Below are 16,826 nucleotides of genomic sequence, written 5' to 3' on the forward strand. Positions count from 1 at the left end.
GCCACCCGGTGGCGTTCACCCGCCCGCTGCGTGCGAAGGCTCCCACGGATCGAACGCCCACCCGGGGAACCGGCCGCCGAGGTAGGGCAGATGGGCGGCCCAGTCGCCGACGGACAGCGGCCGTACGGGTTTCAGTGCGATGCGGCGGTCCGGCCCGACCGTGAACCCCCAGCGGAACCCGGCCAGCGGCAGGACCCGTCGCACGCCGTCGTCCAGCGGCGTCCAGGCGAGGAAGCTGTGCGCGGTCCAGTCGAGGGGCTCCCACTCGGCACGGGACGGCGCGTCGAACAGGGTGGGGTGGACGCCGAAGAACGCGTAGGGCGAGGGCGCGTCCTCGAAGAGGACGAACGGGTCCAGGTCGAAGGCCGCCCCGGCGGAGGGGTTGTCCGTCGACCGCACCAACTGGACCCAGCCGCAGAGGGCCCGGTAGCCGAGCCCGGGGTGGTCCACCACGGCCGTACAGACGGGGAAGCCGGCCGCCGAGGGGGGTTTGCCGATCGCGACCGGGTCGTCCACCGGCGCCACGGTCACGGTCACCGAGCCCGGGCGGTCGTCTCGCGAGAAGGAGAGGATCACGGGCCCACCCTGCCGTCCGGGCGCCCGCGGCGGAAGACCGCCGTCGGTCGCCGGGGCAGGGCGGAGGGGCATCGGACCGGCGGCGGGGGCCGGTAACGGAACGGTTGCGGTGGGCGTCCTTGCCGGGGTGAGGTCTTGACGGGGTGGGGAGAGCGGGCGTTTGCTGTCTCCCGCTCGTGCGAATCTGTTTGGTTCTGGTTTGTTTTGTGGTTTTGAACGTTCAAAATCGCGAGCGAGCTCCCCGCCCCGCCGGTTCGGCGGCCCCCACGTCCCGTCCGTTCCCGCACAGTGCCACCCCACCGGGAGGAATGCAATGTCACACCTTTCCCGTCGCGATCTGCTCCGCGCCTCCGGAACCGGCCTGCTGGCTCTCGCGGCCGGCGGGACCCTCGCGGCCTGCGGCGGCTCCGGATCCGGCGGCGGCTCCGGCGGGGACGCCGACACCGGCCGGATCACCGTGTGGTCCTGGGCCACGGCCGCGGCCGCGCTGCGCGCCGTCGTCCCGGCCTTCGAGAAGGACAATCCGGGCATCACGGTGGACGTCCAGGACATCGGCAACCCCGCGATCTGGGACAAGATCACCGTCGGCCTGGCGGCCGGCGGCCAGGGCCTGGGCGATGTCCTGCACATCGGCTGCGACTACCTGCCCGGCTACCTGGAGAAGTTCCCCGGCGGCCTCGCCGACCTCTCCGCCTTCGGTGCCGACGCCCACAAGGACAAGTTCGCCAAGGGCCTGTGGCCGATCGTCACCGGCAAGGACGGCCACGTCTACGCGCTGCCGTGGGAGGTCAACCCGCTCGGCTTCTTCTACCGCAAGGACTACTTCGACAAGGCCGGCATCGACCCCACCGCCTTCGCCACCTGGGACGACCTGACGGCCGTCGCCGACCGCTTCAAGGCCGCCAACCCCGGCATCTCCATGATCGGCATCAACAAGGCCGCCAACCCCACCCCCGACCTGGACTTCGTGCAGAACCTGATGCAGCTCCAGGGCGCCTTCTACTTCGACATCCAGGGCAGGATCACCCTCGGCTCCGAGCCCGACGTCCGCGCCCTGACCATCCTCAAGCACCTGGACGACGCCGGACTGGTCGCCGACGCCCCCGGCGAGCAGGGCTGGGCCACCCTGATGAAGGCCGGCAAGCTCGCCGTCGCCCCGATGCCCGCCTGGGCGGCCCACTACCTGGAGGCCAAGTTCGCCGACCAGAGCGGCAGTTGGCGCCTTGCCAAGCCGCCCGCCGTCACCCCCGGCGGCAAGCGCACGGCCCTGGTGAACTCCACCCACCTGACCGTCTCCGCCGCCAGCCCGCGCCGCCGGGCCGCGTGGAAGTTCATCGAGTACGCGCTCACCCGCCCGTCCTCGGTGAACGCCATGTTCAACGCCGGCGGCGTCTTCCCCGCACTCCTCGACGCCTACCCCGACCCGATGTACGCCGCACCCAGCGCCTACTACGGCGGCCAGTCCCCGCTGCGGACCTTCGCCGAACTGGCCGTCGACGGCGGCGACCCGACCAACTTCTCCAGCGACTACGCCCGCGCCCTCAAGCTCGCCGGCGACGCCCAGACCAAGGTCTTCCTCAAGGGCGGCGACCCCGCCACCGTCTTCCGGGACGCCGCCGAGCAGCTCGCCCGGCAGACCGGACGCACCCTCGCATGACCGCCACCGCCCCGCCCCCCGTCCTCGCCGGCCCCGCCCGCCCCGCCGCACGGCCCGGGCGCGCCCGCCGCCGGGCCCGACTGCGCCGCGCCGCCCTGCCGTACCTGCTGCTCGCGCCCGCCCTGATCACCTTCGGGGTGTTCAAGGCCTACCCGGTCGTCGACTCGCTGCTGCTCTCCTTCACCACCGGATCGGGCACCGCCACCCGCGCCGCCGGACTCGCCAACTACCGCCGCCTGCTGGACGATCCGCTGTTCTGGACGGCGCTGCGCAACACCGGCGAGATCCTCGTGGTGCAGGTCCCGCTGATGCTCGGACTGGCCCTGCTGACGGCCGTCGCCCTCAACGCCGCACTGGTGCGCTGGCGGGCCGCCTGGCGGCTCGGCGTCTTCATGCCCGCCGTCACCGGTCTGGTCGCCACCGGCGTGATGTTCGCCTTCCTGCTCAAGCGCGACGACGGCGCCGTCAACTGGCTGCTGAGCGCCGTCGGCCTGCCCGCCGTCGACTGGCTGGGGCAGCCGTTCTGGGCCCGGATGTCCGTCGTCCTGGTGCTGACCTGGCACTACACCGGCTACAACGCCGTCATCTACCTGGCCGGCCTGCAGTCCGTCCCCAAGGAGCTGTACGAGGCCGCGATGGTCGACGGCGCCGGCCCGCTCCGCCGCTTCACCGCCGTGACCGTCCCGGCGCTGCGCCCGGTGCTGCTGTTCACCGTCGTGCTCTCCACCATCGGCACGCTCCAACTCTTCGACGAGCCGTACGTGTTGACCGGCGGCGGCCCGGACAACGCCACCCTGACCGTCTCCATGTACCTGTACCAGAACGGCTTCCGCTACTTCGACTTCGGCTACGCCTCCGCCATCGCCTACGCGCTCACCCTGCTGGTGGCCGTGCTCGGCGCCGTCCAGATGCGCCTGATGGGGGAGAAGGACCGATGAACCGACCAGGACCCGTGCGCCCGGGGAAGCTCCGCGGCTGGCCGCTGACCTTCCTGCTGGCCGGCCTCACCGGCCTCTCGATCGCCCCCTTCTACTGGCTGCTGATCTCCGTCACCCGCAAGGACACCGAGATCTTCGACTGGCCACCGCACCTGCTGCCCGGCGGCGGCCTCGGCGAGAACCTGCACCGGCTGGACCAGCGGATCGGGCTGCTCCGGGTGCTCGGCAACTCCCTGCTGGTGGCCGGGATCCAGACCATCGGCGCGCTGGTCGTCGCGCTGCTGGCCGGCTACGCCTTCGCCAAGTTCCGCTTCCGCGGCCGCACCCTGCTGTTCGCACTGCTGCTCTCCACCCTCGTGGTGCCCGAACAGGTCATGCTGGTACCGCTGTTCAAGATGATGATGAGCTTCGGTCTGCTCGACTCCTACCAGGCGGTCATCCTGCCCGGCCTGTGCGTGCCGTTCGCCGTCTTCCTGATGCGCCAGTCGCTGAGCGGTCTGCCGGACGAACTCCTGGACGCCGCAAGGGTCGACGGCGCGGGCGAGCTCCGGGTGCTGTGGAGCGTCGTCGTCCCGGTGATGCGGCCGGTGCTCGCTGCGCTGTCGATCTTCCTGTTCCTGGGCTCCTGGAACCAGTTCGTCTGGCCGCTGATCGCCCTGCGCAGCCCGGACATGCACACCCTGCCGGTCGCCCTGGCGACCCTGTACGGCAACCAGGCCACCACCGACTACGGCGCGATCCTCTCCGGCACCGCGCTGTCCACCCTGCCGCTGATGGTCCTCTTCCTGGTCCTCCAACGGCAGTTCATCTCCGGCCTGCTGGCCGGCGCCACGAAAGGCTGAGCCGCATGACCGAGCCGACCTCGCCGCTCACGACGACCTCGCCCCCCGAGCCGACCGGCACGACCGAGCCGCCCGGCACGCCCGGCACGACCCCGAGCGCGCCCGCGCCCGACATCTGGGAGCCGCACGCCCCCGCCGCCGGCCCCCTGCGCCCGCTGCCCGTCCAGGGCCTGGACCTGCGGGTCAGCGGCACCGCCACCGCCCGCGAACTCGCCCACGGCGTGGTCGAGGTGACCGCCGAGGGCCCGGCCGCCCTCCGGATCGAATGGCGGGTGCCCTGCGTGGACGCCACCTCCTTCTGGACGCCGGAACCGCGCGGCACCGGCTGGCTGCCCGCCTCCTGGAGTGCCCCGCGCCGCACCGGCCTCGCCGCCGGCGCCCCGATCGCCGCGCTGGTCGGCACCGGGGACACCGCGCTCTGCGCCTTCGCGGCCGAGCAGACCGAGGTGCTGGCCGGGGCCGGGGTGGTCGAGGAGAGCGGCGAGTTCCGCTTCTGGGCCCAGGCCGAGGGCCGGCTCACCGTCCGGATCGACACCTCGGGCCGGCACTTCGCCCGCTGCCTGGCCGACCTCACCGCCTGGTGGGGCGAGGGCCGGACCGCCGTCATCCCGGACGCCGCCCGCCTCCCCGCCTACTCGACCTGGTACTCGATGCACCAGGACGTCTCGCCCGAGCGGGTCGAGACCCAGGCCGCGCTCGGCCGGGAGCTCGGCCTGGACGTGATCATCGTCGACGACGGCTGGATGACCGCCGACCGCACCCGCGGCTACGCCCACTGCGGCGACTGGGAGCCCGTCTCGCTGCCCGACACCGCCGCGCACGTCGAGCGCGTCCACGCCCTCGGCGTCCGGTACCTGCTCTGGTACGCGCTGCCGTTCATCGGCAAGGACAGCGCCGCCTTCCGGCGGATCGGCCGGTACGCCCTCGCCGACGCCGCCCACCTGGGCGCGATCGTCGCGGACCCGCGCTACCCCGAGGTCCGCGCGTTCCTCACCGACCGGCTCGCCCGGGCGGTCGAGGAGTGGGGCATGGACGGCCTCAAGGTGGACTTCGTCGACTGGTTCGCCCGCGCCGCCGAGCGCGCGGACGCCCCGGAGCCGGGCCCGGAGGCGGACTGCGCCGGTGTGGCCGAGGGGGTGGAGAAGCTGCTCGCGGCCATCCGGGCCCGGATCACCGCCGCCCACCCGGAGGCGATGGTCGAGCACCGCCAGCCGTACGTCAGCCCGGGCCTGTGGCCGTACGTCACCATGGTCCGGGCCACCGACTGCCCGCTCAGCCCGCAGGAGAACCGGCAGCGCACCGTCGACGTGCGGCTGGCCGCCGGGCCGGTGCCGGTGCACGCGGACATGCTGATGTGGCACCCGGCCGAGCCGCCGGAGCAGATCGCCCGCCACCTGATCAACGTGCTGTTCTCGGTCCCGCAGATCTCCGTCGACCTCGCCGCGCAGCGCCCCGCGCAGCGCGAGGCGCTCGCCTTCTGGCTGGGCGTCTTCCGTACGCACCTCGACACCCTCCAACTCGGCGAACTGCGCCCGAGCCGGCCGGACCTCGGATACCCGCTGGTCACCGCCGTCGGCGCGGGGACGGTCGCGGTCGCCCGCTACGCGGCCCTGCCGGTGGAGGTCCCGGCCGGCGGCTGGCACACGCTGCTGGTCGCCAACGCCGACGCCGACCAGGACGTCCGGCTGACCGGCGGCGGCGGAACGGTCACCGCCACCGTGCAGGACGCCCGGGGGCGTATCGTCCGGCAGGACGGGATCGACCTCGACCGGACGGACACCGTGGCGGTCCCGCGCGGCGGACTGCTCACGCTGCGCCGTCGGTAGCCTTCCGTCAGCCGCCATCCATGGAGGAGGACCGCATTGCCCGAGGGACCGCGCCGGTCGCGCAGCGGCGCCGCCACCATCGAGGAGGTCGCCCGCGCGGCCGGGGTCTCCCGGCAGACCGTCTCCAACGCGCTCAACGCCCCGCACCGGGTCCGGGCCGAGACGCTGGAACGGGTCAGCACGGTGATCCGCGAACTCGGCTACCAGCCGGACCAGTCGGCCCGGTCGCTGCGCAGCGGTGCCCGGCGCACCATCGGCTACCTCGCCCCGGTGGACGACCCGCTCGACCCCAACCCGCTGATGGCCGGCTTCCTGGAGGCGCTGGTCGACGCGGCCGGCGAACACGGCCGGCGGGTGCTGCTGTTCCGGCCGGCCCGGGGCGAGGCGGACCCGACGGCGGCCATCGACGAACTGGTGGCGGCCCGGCAGGTCGACGGGCTGGTGCTCGCGGACGTGCTGACCGACGACCCGCGGATCGCCCATGTCGCCCGGCTCGGCATCCCCTTCGCGGCCTTCGGCCGGACCGGGCCGGGGCAGCCGCAGCACTGGGCGGACATCGCCAACGACGCGGCGACGGCCGGGGTGGTGCGCCACCTCGCGGAGCGCGGCCACCGCCGGATCGGCTACCTCGGCGCCGCCGAGGAACTGCCCTGGATGGCGGCCCGCCGGGCGGGCTTCCTCGCCGAGACCGGCCGGCTGGGGCTGTCGGCGGCGCCGCTGCCGCTACCGGATCCCACGGCGCCCGCGGCATCCGCGGAGGCCGTCCGGGCGCTGCTGCGCGGGCCCGACCGGCCGACCGCCTTCGCGACGGGCAGCGACCTGCTGGCGCTGGACGTCTACGAGGCGGTGCGGGCCGAGGGGCTGGCGGTCGGGCCCGGCGGGGTCGCGGTCACCGGGTTCTACGACTCGCCGCTCTGCCGCCACCTGCATCCGCCGCTGACCTCGGTCCGGCTGCCGCTGCGGGCGATCGCGGCGGGGCTGGTGGCCCGGCTGCTCGACCAGGTGCACGGTGGGGCGGTGCCGACGGCGGGGCTGGAGCTGCCCACCGAGCTGGTGGTGCGGGCGAGTTCGGGCTGAGGCGGGCGCTCGCGCGCCCGCCCGGTCGGGGCTCCTCCGAGGCGCCCGCCCGGTCGATGCTCCTCCGGGGCGCGGTCACCCGCTGTCAGGGCTCCTCCGGGGCGATCACCAGCTCGCCGACCAGGCGGGCGGCCGCCTCCCGCTGCTCCGCGGGCAGCGCGTCGTCGGTGACCAGCACGTCCACCTGCTCCAGCGCGGCGAAGGAGGCCAGGCCGACCGCGTTCCACTTGGTGCGGTCGGCCACCACGACCACCCGGCGCGCGGACTGGATGAAGCAGCGGTTGGTCTCCGCCTCGGCCAGGTTCGGGGTGGTCAGGCCGGTCTCCGCGGAGAGGCCGTGGCAGCCCAGGATCAGCGCGTTGACGTGCAGCGAGCGGATCGCCTGGTCGGCCACCGGCCCGACCAGTGCGTCCGAGGGCGTGCGGACGCCGCCGGTGCGGATCACGGTGGCGGTGGCGGGCGTGCCGTCCTCGTCGGGCTGCTCCAGCAGCTCGGCGATCCGCAGCGAGTTGGTGACCACGGTGAGGCCCTCGACGGCGCGCAGGTGCCGGGCGACCGCGTAGGTGGTCGTCCCGGCGGCCAGGCCGACCGCCGAGCCGGGCGGCACCAGGGCGGCCGCCGCCCGGGCGATCGCCTCCTTGGCCGGCAGCTCCCAGTGCGCCTTGGTCTCGAAGCCGGGCTCGCCGCTGGCCGGGGCCTCGATCCGGACCGCCCCGCCGTGCACCTTCTGGACCAGGCCGCGGCGGGCCAGGGCGTCGAGGTCACGGCGGACGGTCATGTCGGACACGCCCAGGTCCCGGACCAGCTCCGTCACCCGGACCCCGCCGCGGGCACGGACCCGCTCCAGGATCAGCACGCGGCGCTGCCCGGCGAGCGGTTGGGCGCTGTCAGCCATCGGGGGCCTCCTTCGACCACTTTCGAAGCGTGGTTCTGATGGATAATGTTTGAGATTGTAGCTTTCTGTTGATTCCCGTGACATCACAGGCGTCATGGACGTCATGGGCGTCGTACAGCCCTCCCGCACGCCACGCAGAGGAAAGAAGGCCATGGCCGGGACGATCCTGACCCAGCCCACCGCCCGGACCGCGACCACCCTCGCGGACGGGCGCCAGCTGATCTACTACGACAGCGGCGCGGCCGTCCCCCGGGACACCGTCGACCGGCGCCCGCTCGACGCCCGACCGGGCGGCCCCGGCGGCGGGGGCCCGGGCGGCTCCGGCGGCTCCGAGGTGCGGCTCGACCCGGCCACCGGCGCCTGGGTGACCATCGCCGCCCACCGCCAGGCCCGCACCTACCGGCCCCCGGCCGAGGAGTGCCCGCTCTGCCCGTCCCGCGACGGCCGACTGAGCGAGATCCCGGCCGCCGACTACCAGGTGGCCGTCTTCGAGAACCGCTTCCCCTCCCTCACCGGGCCACCGGCCCCGCCGACCGGCGGCGCCGACGGGCTGTGGACCAGCGGCCCCGGCGCCGGGCGCTGCGAGGTGGTCTGCTTCACCGCCGACCACGACGCCTCCTTCGCCGACCTGACGCCCGCCCGCGCCCGGCTGGTCCTCGACGCCTGGACCGACCGCACGGCCGAACTCTCCGCCCTGCCCGGCGTGCGACAGGTCTACTGCTTCGAGAACCGCGGCGCCGAGATCGGGGTCACCCTCGCCCACCCGCACGGCCAGATCTACGCCTTCCCGTTCACCACCCCGCGCACCGCCCGGATGGTCGACCGCGCCGCCGAACACCGCGCCGCCACCGGCCGCAACCTCTTCGACGACCTGCTCGCCGCCGAACGCGCCCACCGCGAACGGGTGGTGCTCGCCGGGCGGCACTGGACCGCCTTCGTCCCCTTCGCCGCCCGCTGGCCGTACGAGGTCCACCTCTTCCCGCACCGCCGGGTGCCCGACCTGACCGCCCTGGACGCCGCCCAGCGCGACGAACTCCCGGGCCTCTACCTGGAGCTGCTGCGCCGCTTCGACCGGCTCTTCGGTTCCCCGGAGGGCGGCGGCCGCACCCCGTACATCTCCGCCTGGCACCAGGCGCCCTCCGGGCAGCGGGACGAACTCGCCCTGCACCTGGAGCTGTTCACCATCCGGCGGGCCGCCGACAAGCTCAAGTACCTGGCCGGGGTCGAATCCGGCATGGACGCCTTCGTCAACGACGTCACCCCCGAGGACGCGGCCCGCCGGCTGCGGGAGGTCGCTTCATGAGCACGTCCACCGATGCGGGAGGCCGCTCCATGAGCACCTTCGCCGAACTCCACGGCCGCACACCGGAAGGGGAGTGGGCCGCCCCCGGGCGGGTGAACCTGATCGGCGAACACACCGACTACAACCTCGGGTTCGTCCTGCCGATCGCCCTGCCGCAGACCGTCCGGGTGCAGGCCGCCCGGCGCACCGACGGACTGCTGCGCCTCTGGTCCGCCCAGGGCGGCGGGCCGGTGACCGAACTCCGGGTCGCCGAGCTCGCCCCCGGTGCCGTCCCCGGCTGGGCCGGGTACCCGGCCGGGGTGGTGTGGGCGCTGCGCGACGCCGGACACCCGGTCGGCGGGGCGGACATCCGGCTGGACAGCGACGTGCCCGGCGGGGCCGGGCTGTCCTCCTCCGCCGCGCTGGAGTGCGCGGTCGCGGCCGCGTACGACGACCTGTACCGGCTGGGGCTCCCGGCGCCCGAACTGGCGCTGCTGGCGCAACGGGCCGAGAACGCCTTCGTCGGCGTGCCCTGCGGGATCATGGACCAGATGGCCTCGATGTGCTGCCGCCCCGGCGCCGCGCTGTTCCTGGACAGCCGGGACCTGGCCACCCGGCACGTCCCGTTCGACCTCGCGGGCGCCGGACTGGCGCTGCTGGTCCTGGACACCCGGGTCAAGCACGACCTGGGCGACGGCGCCTACGCCGCCCTGCGGGCCGGCTGCGAGAAGGCCGCCGCCCTGCTCGGGCTGCCCGCCCTCCGCTCACTGGACGCCGCCGGACTGCCCGCCGCGCTGGCACAACTCCCGGACGACCTCCGGCCCCTGGTGCGGCACGTGGTGACCGAGAACGCACGGGTGGAGGCCGCCGTCGCCGCCCTCGACGCCGGTGACCTCGCCGCGCTCGGCCCGGTCCTCACCGCCGGGCACGCCTCGCTGCGCGACGACTACCGGGTCTCCTGCCCGGAGACCGACCTCGCCGTCGAGGCCGCGCTGGCCGCCGGCGCCCACGGCGCGCGGATGACCGGCGGCGGCTTCGGCGGCTCCGTGATCGCCCTGGTGGACGCCACCGCCGCCGACCGCGTCGTCGCCGCCGTCACCGCCGCCTTCCGCGCCGCAGGCCACGCCGAGCCGCGCACCCTCACCGCCGTCCCGGCCGAGGGGGCGCGCAGACTGGCCTGAACGTCACGCCCGGTGGGCCGCCGGGCGCTCCGGAACCGCCTCCGCGAGCGCCCGGGTCACCGCCTCCACCCCGGCCCGCAGCCCGTACACCGGCGTGGCCGGCTGCTGCCGCCAGGAGTCGTCGATGCCGCCCGCGTCGACCGTGTCGAAGCCCAACTCGTCCACCAGGGCGCGCACCACCCGCTTCGCCGCCTCGTCGTCCGAGGCCACCGGCACCGCGAGCCGCCCCGGGGCGCCGGCCGGGAGCGGGCGGTCCAGCAGGTCCTGCGCGTAGGTGCCGTTGAACACCTTCACCACCCGGTGGCCCAGGTGCTGCTCCGTCCACCGGCTCTCCGTCAGCCCGTCGTCCTCGATCGCGTCGATCCGGCCGTCGCGCTCCTTCGGGTAGTAGTTCCCGGTGTCGATCACCGCCACGCCCTCGGCGGCGCCGTCGAACAGCCCGGCCGGCAGGTCCGGCACGTTCTTCAGCGGCACCGTCACCACCACGACCTGGGCGCCCCGCGCGGCCTCGGCGGCCGGCACCGCCTTCGCGCCCGTCTCCTCCGCCAGCGCCTTCAGCGACTCGGGGCCGCGTGAGTTCGCCACCGAGACCTCGTGCCCCAGCGCGGTGAGCCGCCGCGTGAGGTTACCGCCGATGTTGCCCGCACCGATGATGCCGATCTTCATGGGAAAGCCCTTCGCGAGTGCCGTTCTGGCCCGTCGCCCTGCCCCAACCAGCCGGTGCGCGCATCTGTTCCCCCGCGGTATCCCACGACCGGGTGATCCTCCGGGGCCCGGAGTTGACCCAGGTCCGGCTCCCGCCGCCGGGCGACGGGAGCCGGACCGGGGGTCCCGGGGACCGGCCCTAACAGAACGGGAACTCCTCACCACCCCGGTCGCCGTCCGGTGCCGGGCCGTACGGCGCCGGTACCGGCCGGCCCGCGGCGGCGCACCGCGGGTAGCCCTCCGGGCCGAACGGTGCGCCCCGCACCGGCCCCTCGGGCCCCGGTTGCCCGGCCCCGGTCTCCCACTCGCCGCCGAAGCCGCCCTTCCGCGGATCGATGACCCCACCCAACTCGAACAACTCTCCACCGCCCATGACATGCTGACGACATGACCCACGACACGGCACCGCCGTTGCTCGCCGTCGCGGTGATCCTGCTCGCCATCAACCTGGCCCGGCGGCGGCGAAACGGCAAGCCCCTGGGACTGGTTCCGCGTTCGATTCCGGCCGGGGTGACGGCCCTGGTCGTCATCGCCCTGGTGGTCGCCTGCGGCGCGCTCGCCGGTCAGCCCTGGGACGCGTCGGTCGTCCCGGCCGTCCCGGCCGTCGCCCTCGGCGGCCTGTTGGGAGCCGTGGTGGACCTCCGCCGCCGCTGAGTCCGGGGCGGGCCGGCCTCAGCGGCGGCGGCCGGCGCCGGTCACTCGAAGCGCGACGGGTCGCCGGCCCCGCGGCGGGTGATCTCCGCCTCGCCGCTGGAGAAGTCGATCACGGTGGTCGGCTCGGTGCCGCAGTCGCCGGAGTCCACCACGGCGTCCAGCACGTGGTCCAGGCGCTCCTTGATCTCCCACCCCTGGGTCATCGGCTCGTCCTCGCCGGGGAGGATCAGGGTGCTGGAGACGAGCGGCTCGCCGAGTTCGGCGAGCAGCGCCCGGGTGACGGCGTGGTCGGGGATCCGCACCCCCACCGTCTTCTTCTTGGGGTGCTGGAGGCGGCGCGGCACCTCCTTGGTCGCCGGGAGGATGAAGGTGTAGCTGCCCGGCGTCGCGGCCTTGACGGCCCGGAAGACGCGGTTGTCGAGCTGCACGAACTGCCCGAGCTGGGCGAAGTCCTCGCACATCAGGGTGAAGTGGTGGCGGTCGTCGAGGCGTCGGATCGACCGGATCCGTTCGAGGCCGTCGTGGTTGTCCAGCTGACAGCCGAGGGCGAAACAGGAGTCGGTGGGGTACGCGATGAGGGCTCCGGAGCGGAGGCTGTCGGCCACCGTGCCGATGGTGCGCGGCTGGGGGGACTCGGGGTGCACGTCGAAGTACTTCGCCATTGGCCGACCCTACGGGATCCCGGCGGCGTACGGGCGCATCCGCGGTACGGCGGTGCGGGTCAGCCCGGTCGTCAGGCTGGCGGACCACCGGGCCCCGGCGTACGGTCGGGCCCCATGGGCGTCGACCAGGCACGGGCGAACCGGATCTTCCTCCCCGGGACGTACGCCGAGGGCGTGCCGTACGACCTCTTCCGCGAGCTGCGGGCGGAGGCGCCGGTCTGCCGGGTGGAGGAGCCGGTGGTGGGGGACTGGGCCGCCGGGCCGGGGTACTGGGCGGTGCTGCGGCACGCGGACGTGAAGCACGTGCTGAGCAGCCCGGAGCTGTTCTCCTCGCACCTCGGCGCGACCCAGATCCGCGACCCGGCCTCCCCCGCCGACCTGGACTTCGCCCGCACCATGATGCTCAACCGGGACCCGCCCGACCACCTCCGGCTGCGCCGGGCCGTCGCCGCCGCCTTCACCCCGCGTGCGCTCCGGGAGCTGACCACCGCCATCGAGGCCCGCGCGGCCGAACTCGTCGCCGCCGTCCGCCCGTCGGGCGAGGCCGACTTCGTCCCGCTCGCCGCCGACCTGCCGGTCTGGACGCTCGCCCGGATCCTCGGCGTGCCGGACCAGGACCGGCAGTTGCTGGTCGACTGGTCGAACCGGGTCATCGGCTACCAGGACCCGGACCACGCCCGCTCCAGCACCGCCGACCCGTCCCGCCTCACCGCCCTGGGCCGCGCCGCGCTCGCCCGCCGCCCCGACCTGCGCACCGCCCCCGACGGCCGCCCGGTCGATCCGCGCTCCCGCGCCGCCCTCGCCGACATGTTCGGCTACGCCCACGCGCTCGCCGAACAGCCGCCACCGGGCAGCATGGTGGCCCGGATGCGGGACGCCGGGCTGACCGTCGCGGAGTTCGAGACGATGTTCTTCCTGTTCGCCGTCGCCGGGAACGAGACGCTGCGCAACGGCCTGCCCGGCGGCCTGTACTCCCTGCTCACCCACGCCGACCAGTACCGCCTGCTGCGCCGACGGCCGGGTCTCATCGCCCCGGCGGTGGACGAGCTGCTCCGGTTCTGGCCGCCCGTCGTGGAGTTCCGGCGCACGGCCGCGCGGGACGTCGAGCTCGGTGGGCAGCTGATCCGGGGCGGTGACAAGGTCGTGGTGTACCACGCTTCCGCCAACCGCGACGAGTCGGTCTTCCCGCATCCGGATCGTCTGGACATCACCCGTGCGCCGAACGATCACGTCAGCTTCGGCTTCGGCCCGCACTTCTGCGTGGGAGCGCAACTGGCCAGGATCCAGATGTCGGCCCTGCTCCGCCGGGTCATTGCCGAACTGCCCGACCTGGAACTCACGTCCGGCGTACCGCCGAGGCGGCTCGTCTCCAACTTCCAGAACGGGCTGAAGGAGCTGGGCATCCGCTGGCGATAGGGCGGGCGCGCCGATCGCGGTCAGGACGCGAATCCGTGGGTGGAGAAGGCGGGCCCGCCTGCGAGGTACGCCTCCAGCGCGGCCTTGGCCGTCGGGAACATCGGGCCGGGCAGAACAGCGGTGGCGGGGTGCCAGCGCACCTCCAGGTGCTTGTCCGGCTCGACGTTGGCCAGTTCGCCCGTGAACTCGCTGGTGGCGAAGACGAAGAGGAGGAACCCGCCGAGGCCGTCCCAGCCCTCCTTGGCCTGGATGGTGTGCACCAGACGCAGGTCGGCCGGCCGGGCGACGAGACCGGCCTCCTCCCGCAGCTCCCGGGCGGCGGCGTGGGCGATCTCCTCCCCGTGGTCGACCTTCCCGCCGGGGATCGTCCACGCGGGCCCCGGCGTCCAACTGCGCTGCCCGTAGTGGACGACGGCGATGCGGTCGGTCTTCCGGTCGTGGACGATGACGCCGGCCGCGAGCCTGCTCGTCTCGTGCATCGGGGGTGCTCCTGGGTAAGGGTCGAAGGGGTGACGGAGGGACGCGACGGTCGGCCGACTGCTCCTAGGCGTCGCGCGGGGACAACTCCGACAGCGCGGTGTCGCGCATGATGCGGTCGACCGTGTCGTGGAGGCTGCTGTCGCTGCCGATGACGGTCTCGACGCCGCCGGGTAGGACGTCGTGTTCGTGGTACCAGTCGCGCAGGTCCCGCTCGGTGACGGCCGCCAGCAGCGCGGGATCGGCCTTCGAGGCGTGCCGGACCAGCGTCTCGTCGATCGGGATGTCGAGGTAGTAGCAGCGGGTGACGCCGCGGTGGTCGCCGATCAGGCGTCGGAGCATCTCGCCGTAGTGGTCGGTGTACAGGATGCCTTCGAGGACGACGTGGTAGCCGGCGTCCAGCGCGTACCGGGCGACGGTGTCGATCAGGCCGATGTTCGCTCCGCCGGGGCGGTCCCGCTCGCGCAGCACGGTTGTGCGCAGGTTGTCCTGCGCGACCACGGCCAGGCCCTGGCCGGACCGGTCCCGGATGCCGGCCGCCACCGACGACTTGCCGGACGCCGAGTTTCCCCGGACGACCACGAGCCGGGTCTCCGCGCTCCCGGCAGGCGTCCCGGCCGTGCAGAGCCCCGGGGGGTTCACGGTGCTCATGCCGGCCGTCCGACGACGGACAGCGGGCACCCGGCGGTGATCCGCGCGAGCGCGTCGGCGGTGTGGCCGACGACCGGCCGGCCGTTCTCGATCAGGACCAGGTGCACTGCGACACCCTGCGTGTGCGGCACGGGACGTCTCCTTCCAGGGGTGGGAGGGAACCGGCACGGGGAGTCCGGCCGGTTCAGGACAGGGCGAAGCCGCGATCAAACTGGCGATCGTCAGTCGTACGTGAGTGCGTCGGCAGGCGTCCCACCGTAGGCGGCCGGGCGAGGCGCCGTCGACGGGTGACGGCGGATGCCACACGATCCGGTGAACGTCCCCAACTCGTCATACCGGTAGAGCGATTGCCGATCGAACAGGGCACTCTGCCACGGGCCACCGACCATCGCGCCGCACCCGGAGCGCGCGGCAGGCGTTCAGGCCTGCACCGGGGCGGTGGTGCGTTCCCGAAGGCGACCGACCGCACGTCCTGCCGGCGGCGGGCCGCTGCCCGGGTCGCGCCGTCAGCGGGCCGCCCGCCGCTTCAGCGGCTCCCACCAGGCGCGGTTGTCGCGGTACCACTGGACGGTCTCGGCGAGGCCCTTGTCGAAGGGGACGCGCGGGACGTAGCCGAGTTCCTCGCGGATCTTGGTGCAGTCCACGGCGTAGCGGCGGTCGTGCCCCTTGCGGTCCTCGACGTGGCGCACGCTGGACCAGTCGGCCCCGCACTCCGCCAGCAGCAGTTCGGTGAGTTCCAGGTTGGTGAGCTCGGTGCCGCCGCCGATGTTGTAGACCTCGCCGGCGCGGCCGCGGGTGCGGGTGAGTTCGATGCCCTGGACGTGGTCGTCGAGGTGCAGCCAGTCGCGGACGTTGCCGCCGTCGCCGTAGAGCGGTACCCGGCCGCCGTCCAGCAGCTGGGTCACGAAGAGCGGGATGACCTTCTCGGGGAACTGGCGCGGGCCGTAGTTGTTGGTGCAGCGGGTGACCCGGACGTCCAGGCCGTGGGTGTGGTGGTGGGCGAGGGCGATGAGGTCCCCGGCGGCCTTGGACGCGGAGTACGGGGAGCGGGGGCGCAGCGGGTCGGTCTCGGGCCAGTGGCCCCGGTCGATCGAGCCGTAGACCTCGTCCGTGGAGACCTGCACGAAGGTGCCGGTCCCCGCCCGGTGGGCGGCCTCCAGCAGGGTCTGGGTGCCGAGCACGTTGGTGCGCACGAACGCGCTGCCGTCGGCGATCGAGCGGTCCACGTGCGACTCGGCCGCGAAGTGGACCACCTGGTCGTGCCCGGCCATCAGCCGCTCGACCAGCGCGCGGTCGGTGATGTCGCCGTGGACGAAGGCGAAGCCGGGGTGGCCGCGGACCTCGTCGAGGTTGGCCGGGTGTCCGGCGTAGGTCAGGGCGTCCAGGACCGTGACGGCGGTGTCGTCGGGCCCCAGCGGGCCCAGCAGGGTGCGCACGTAGTGCGAGCCGATGAAGCCGGCGCCGCCGGTGACCAGGATGCGGGTCGTCATGGGGAACGTCGGGGAGGGGCGGCGGTCAGCCCGCGCAGGCCGGGCAGAGGCCCCGGTAGGTGACCTCGGCGCCGGAGACGGTGAAGCCGAAGCGTTCGGCGGCGGGCAGGGCCGCGAGCGGGTCGCCGTGCGGGTGGACGTCGCGGATGGCGCCGCAGCCGGTGCAGACCAGGTGCTGGTGCGGGTGGTGGGCGTTGGGGTCGTAGCGCTTGGCGCGCCCGTCGGTGGAGACCTCGATAACCTCGCCGAGGGTGACAAGCTCGCCGAGGGTGTTGTAGACCGTCGCGCGGGAGATCTCCGGGAGGCGCTCGGCCGCGCGGGCGTGCACCTCGTCGGCGGTCAGGTGCACGTGCTCGCCGTCCAGGACCTCGGCCACGACACGCCGCTGGGAGGTGAGGCGCCAGCCGCGCTCGCGCAGCCGCTCCAGCAGGTCACTCATAACGGTTCACCTATTCAGGTCAAGGGGAAGACCGGAGTTTAGCAATTCACATCCTGAG

Annotated in this window: 18 protein-coding genes; 9 read left to right on the forward strand and 9 right to left on the reverse strand. The window is 74.0% G+C overall.

What is annotated here, in order from left to right; all coding sequences use genetic code 11:
- Positions 1–15 precede the first annotated feature (15 nt).
- Positions 16–576 carry a hypothetical protein gene (locus tag AB0O91_RS14025; RefSeq protein ID WP_363431716.1) on the reverse strand — a complete coding sequence of 187 codons (561 nt, stop codon included), beginning with the start codon at positions 574–576 and terminating at the stop codon, positions 16–18.
- A gap of 313 nt (positions 577–889) precedes the next feature.
- Between AB0O91_RS14025 and AB0O91_RS14030 the strand changes: the two genes are divergently transcribed.
- Genes AB0O91_RS14030 through AB0O91_RS14050 form a run of 5 tightly spaced genes read left to right on the forward strand, consistent with a single transcriptional unit; the run spans position 890 to position 6,916 of the window.
- Entirely contained in the window at positions 890–2,233 is a 1,344-nt protein-coding gene (locus AB0O91_RS14030; protein ID WP_363431719.1) for an ABC transporter substrate-binding protein, read from the forward strand.
- Positions 2,230–3,171 (forward strand): sugar ABC transporter permease, encoded by a 942-nt coding sequence (locus tag AB0O91_RS14035; RefSeq protein ID WP_363431721.1) that lies wholly within the window; start codon positions 2,230–2,232, stop codon positions 3,169–3,171. Before AB0O91_RS14030 ends, AB0O91_RS14035 begins: the two co-directional genes overlap by 4 nt.
- Positions 3,168–4,013 carry a carbohydrate ABC transporter permease gene (locus tag AB0O91_RS14040; protein ID WP_363431724.1) on the forward strand — a complete coding sequence of 282 codons (846 nt, stop codon included), beginning with the start codon at positions 3,168–3,170 and terminating at the stop codon, positions 4,011–4,013. Before AB0O91_RS14035 ends, AB0O91_RS14040 begins: the two co-directional genes overlap by 4 nt.
- A 5-nt stretch (positions 4,014–4,018) precedes the next feature.
- Positions 4,019–5,839, forward strand: coding sequence for a glycoside hydrolase family 36 protein (locus AB0O91_RS14045; RefSeq protein WP_363431727.1), 1,821 nt, complete (start codon positions 4,019–4,021; stop codon positions 5,837–5,839).
- 36 nt (positions 5,840–5,875) lie between these two features.
- Positions 5,876–6,916 carry a LacI family DNA-binding transcriptional regulator gene (locus tag AB0O91_RS14050; RefSeq protein WP_363431729.1) on the forward strand — a complete coding sequence of 347 codons (1,041 nt, stop codon included), beginning with the start codon at positions 5,876–5,878 and terminating at the stop codon, positions 6,914–6,916.
- An 85-nt stretch (positions 6,917–7,001) separates the two neighbouring features.
- Here the strand turns inward: AB0O91_RS14050 and AB0O91_RS14055 are convergent, their stop codons facing one another.
- Positions 7,002–7,811 carry a DeoR/GlpR family DNA-binding transcription regulator gene (locus AB0O91_RS14055; RefSeq protein WP_363431732.1) on the reverse strand — a complete coding sequence of 270 codons (810 nt, stop codon included), beginning with the start codon at positions 7,809–7,811 and terminating at the stop codon, positions 7,002–7,004.
- 151 nt (positions 7,812–7,962) lie between these two features.
- On the opposite strand from AB0O91_RS14055, the gene galT reads away from it, so the two are divergent.
- Both galT and galK read left to right on the forward strand, forming a co-directional pair.
- Positions 7,963–9,114, forward strand: coding sequence for a galactose-1-phosphate uridylyltransferase (galT, locus tag AB0O91_RS14060; RefSeq protein WP_363431734.1), 1,152 nt, complete (start codon positions 7,963–7,965; stop codon positions 9,112–9,114).
- Positions 9,111–10,274 carry a galactokinase gene (gene galK / locus AB0O91_RS14065; protein ID WP_363431737.1) on the forward strand — a complete coding sequence of 388 codons (1,164 nt, stop codon included), beginning with the start codon at positions 9,111–9,113 and terminating at the stop codon, positions 10,272–10,274. Before galT ends, galK begins: the two co-directional genes overlap by 4 nt.
- A gap of 3 nt (positions 10,275–10,277) precedes the next feature.
- On the opposite strand, the gene AB0O91_RS14070 is transcribed toward galK, so the two are convergent.
- Complete coding sequence (locus AB0O91_RS14070; RefSeq protein WP_363431740.1) at positions 10,278–10,940, reverse strand: NAD(P)-binding domain-containing protein; 663 nt, start codon at positions 10,938–10,940, stop codon at positions 10,278–10,280.
- A gap of 426 nt (positions 10,941–11,366) precedes the next feature.
- Between AB0O91_RS14070 and AB0O91_RS14075 the strand changes: the two genes are divergently transcribed.
- Entirely contained in the window at positions 11,367–11,633 is a 267-nt protein-coding gene (locus AB0O91_RS14075) for a hypothetical protein (protein ID WP_363431742.1), read from the forward strand.
- 41 nt (positions 11,634–11,674) lie between these two features.
- Here the strand turns inward: AB0O91_RS14075 and AB0O91_RS14080 are convergent, their stop codons facing one another.
- The gene (locus AB0O91_RS14080; RefSeq protein WP_363431745.1) at positions 11,675–12,295 is read right to left on the reverse strand and encodes an L-threonylcarbamoyladenylate synthase; all 621 of its coding nucleotides are present in this window, start codon (positions 12,293–12,295) and stop codon (positions 11,675–11,677) included.
- Between the two features lie 114 nt (positions 12,296–12,409).
- Between AB0O91_RS14080 and AB0O91_RS14085 the strand changes: the two genes are divergently transcribed.
- Positions 12,410–13,711 carry a cytochrome P450 gene (locus tag AB0O91_RS14085; protein WP_363431747.1) on the forward strand — a complete coding sequence of 434 codons (1,302 nt, stop codon included), beginning with the start codon at positions 12,410–12,412 and terminating at the stop codon, positions 13,709–13,711.
- A gap of 20 nt (positions 13,712–13,731) precedes the next feature.
- Here AB0O91_RS14085 and AB0O91_RS14090 read toward each other — a convergent pair whose 3' ends face one another.
- From AB0O91_RS14090 to AB0O91_RS14110, 5 genes are all read right to left on the reverse strand, one after another.
- Positions 13,732–14,190: an NUDIX domain-containing protein gene (locus AB0O91_RS14090; RefSeq protein WP_363431750.1), complete on the reverse strand. Its 459-nt coding sequence runs from the start codon at positions 14,188–14,190 to the stop codon at positions 13,732–13,734.
- A gap of 64 nt (positions 14,191–14,254) precedes the next feature.
- Entirely contained in the window at positions 14,255–14,839 is a 585-nt protein-coding gene (locus AB0O91_RS14095; protein ID WP_363431752.1) for an AAA family ATPase, read from the reverse strand.
- The gene (locus AB0O91_RS14100; RefSeq protein ID WP_363431753.1) at positions 14,836–14,970 is read right to left on the reverse strand and encodes a hypothetical protein; all 135 of its coding nucleotides are present in this window, start codon (positions 14,968–14,970) and stop codon (positions 14,836–14,838) included. Before AB0O91_RS14100 ends, AB0O91_RS14095 begins: the two co-directional genes overlap by 4 nt.
- A 375-nt stretch (positions 14,971–15,345) precedes the next feature.
- Positions 15,346–16,329, reverse strand: coding sequence for a dTDP-glucose 4,6-dehydratase (gene rfbB, locus AB0O91_RS14105; protein ID WP_363431755.1), 984 nt, complete (start codon positions 16,327–16,329; stop codon positions 15,346–15,348).
- 25 nt (positions 16,330–16,354) lie between these two features.
- Positions 16,355–16,768, reverse strand: coding sequence for a Fur family transcriptional regulator (locus AB0O91_RS14110; protein WP_363431758.1), 414 nt, complete (start codon positions 16,766–16,768; stop codon positions 16,355–16,357).
- Positions 16,769–16,826 lie beyond the last annotated feature (58 nt).

It is taken from the genome of Kitasatospora sp. NPDC089797 (assembly GCF_040684795.1).
Classification (GTDB): domain Bacteria; phylum Actinomycetota; class Actinomycetes; order Streptomycetales; family Streptomycetaceae; genus Kitasatospora.

What these genes read in the sequence shown, in the direction of transcription:
- AB0O91_RS14080 (WP_363431745.1), bottom strand. Translation starts at nt 12,295, where the DNA reads ATGGCGAAGTACTTCGACGTGCACCCCGAGTCCCCCCAGCCGCGCACC.
- galT (WP_363431734.1), top strand. Translation starts at nt 7,963, where the DNA reads ATGGCCGGGACGATCCTGACCCAGCCCACCGCCCGGACCGCGACCACC.
- AB0O91_RS14070 (WP_363431740.1), bottom strand. Translation starts at nt 10,940, where the DNA reads ATGAAGATCGGCATCATCGGTGCGGGCAACATCGGCGGTAACCTCACG.
- AB0O91_RS14030 (WP_363431719.1), top strand. Translation starts at nt 890, where the DNA reads ATGTCACACCTTTCCCGTCGCGATCTGCTCCGCGCCTCCGGAACCGGC.
- AB0O91_RS14055 (WP_363431732.1), bottom strand. Translation starts at nt 7,811, where the DNA reads ATGGCTGACAGCGCCCAACCGCTCGCCGGGCAGCGCCGCGTGCTGATC.
- rfbB (WP_363431755.1), bottom strand. Translation starts at nt 16,329, where the DNA reads ATGACGACCCGCATCCTGGTCACCGGCGGCGCCGGCTTCATCGGCTCG.
- galK (WP_363431737.1), top strand. Translation starts at nt 9,111, where the DNA reads ATGAGCACGTCCACCGATGCGGGAGGCCGCTCCATGAGCACCTTCGCC.
- AB0O91_RS14075 (WP_363431742.1), top strand. Translation starts at nt 11,367, where the DNA reads ATGACCCACGACACGGCACCGCCGTTGCTCGCCGTCGCGGTGATCCTG.
- AB0O91_RS14035 (WP_363431721.1), top strand. Translation starts at nt 2,230, where the DNA reads ATGACCGCCACCGCCCCGCCCCCCGTCCTCGCCGGCCCCGCCCGCCCC.
- AB0O91_RS14045 (WP_363431727.1), top strand. Translation starts at nt 4,019, where the DNA reads ATGACCGAGCCGACCTCGCCGCTCACGACGACCTCGCCCCCCGAGCCG.
- AB0O91_RS14040 (WP_363431724.1), top strand. Translation starts at nt 3,168, where the DNA reads ATGAACCGACCAGGACCCGTGCGCCCGGGGAAGCTCCGCGGCTGGCCG.
- AB0O91_RS14110 (WP_363431758.1), bottom strand. Translation starts at nt 16,768, where the DNA reads ATGAGTGACCTGCTGGAGCGGCTGCGCGAGCGCGGCTGGCGCCTCACC.
- AB0O91_RS14085 (WP_363431747.1), top strand. Translation starts at nt 12,410, where the DNA reads ATGGGCGTCGACCAGGCACGGGCGAACCGGATCTTCCTCCCCGGGACG.
- AB0O91_RS14095 (WP_363431752.1), bottom strand. Translation starts at nt 14,839, where the DNA reads ATGAGCACCGTGAACCCCCCGGGGCTCTGCACGGCCGGGACGCCTGCC.
- AB0O91_RS14090 (WP_363431750.1), bottom strand. Translation starts at nt 14,190, where the DNA reads ATGCACGAGACGAGCAGGCTCGCGGCCGGCGTCATCGTCCACGACCGG.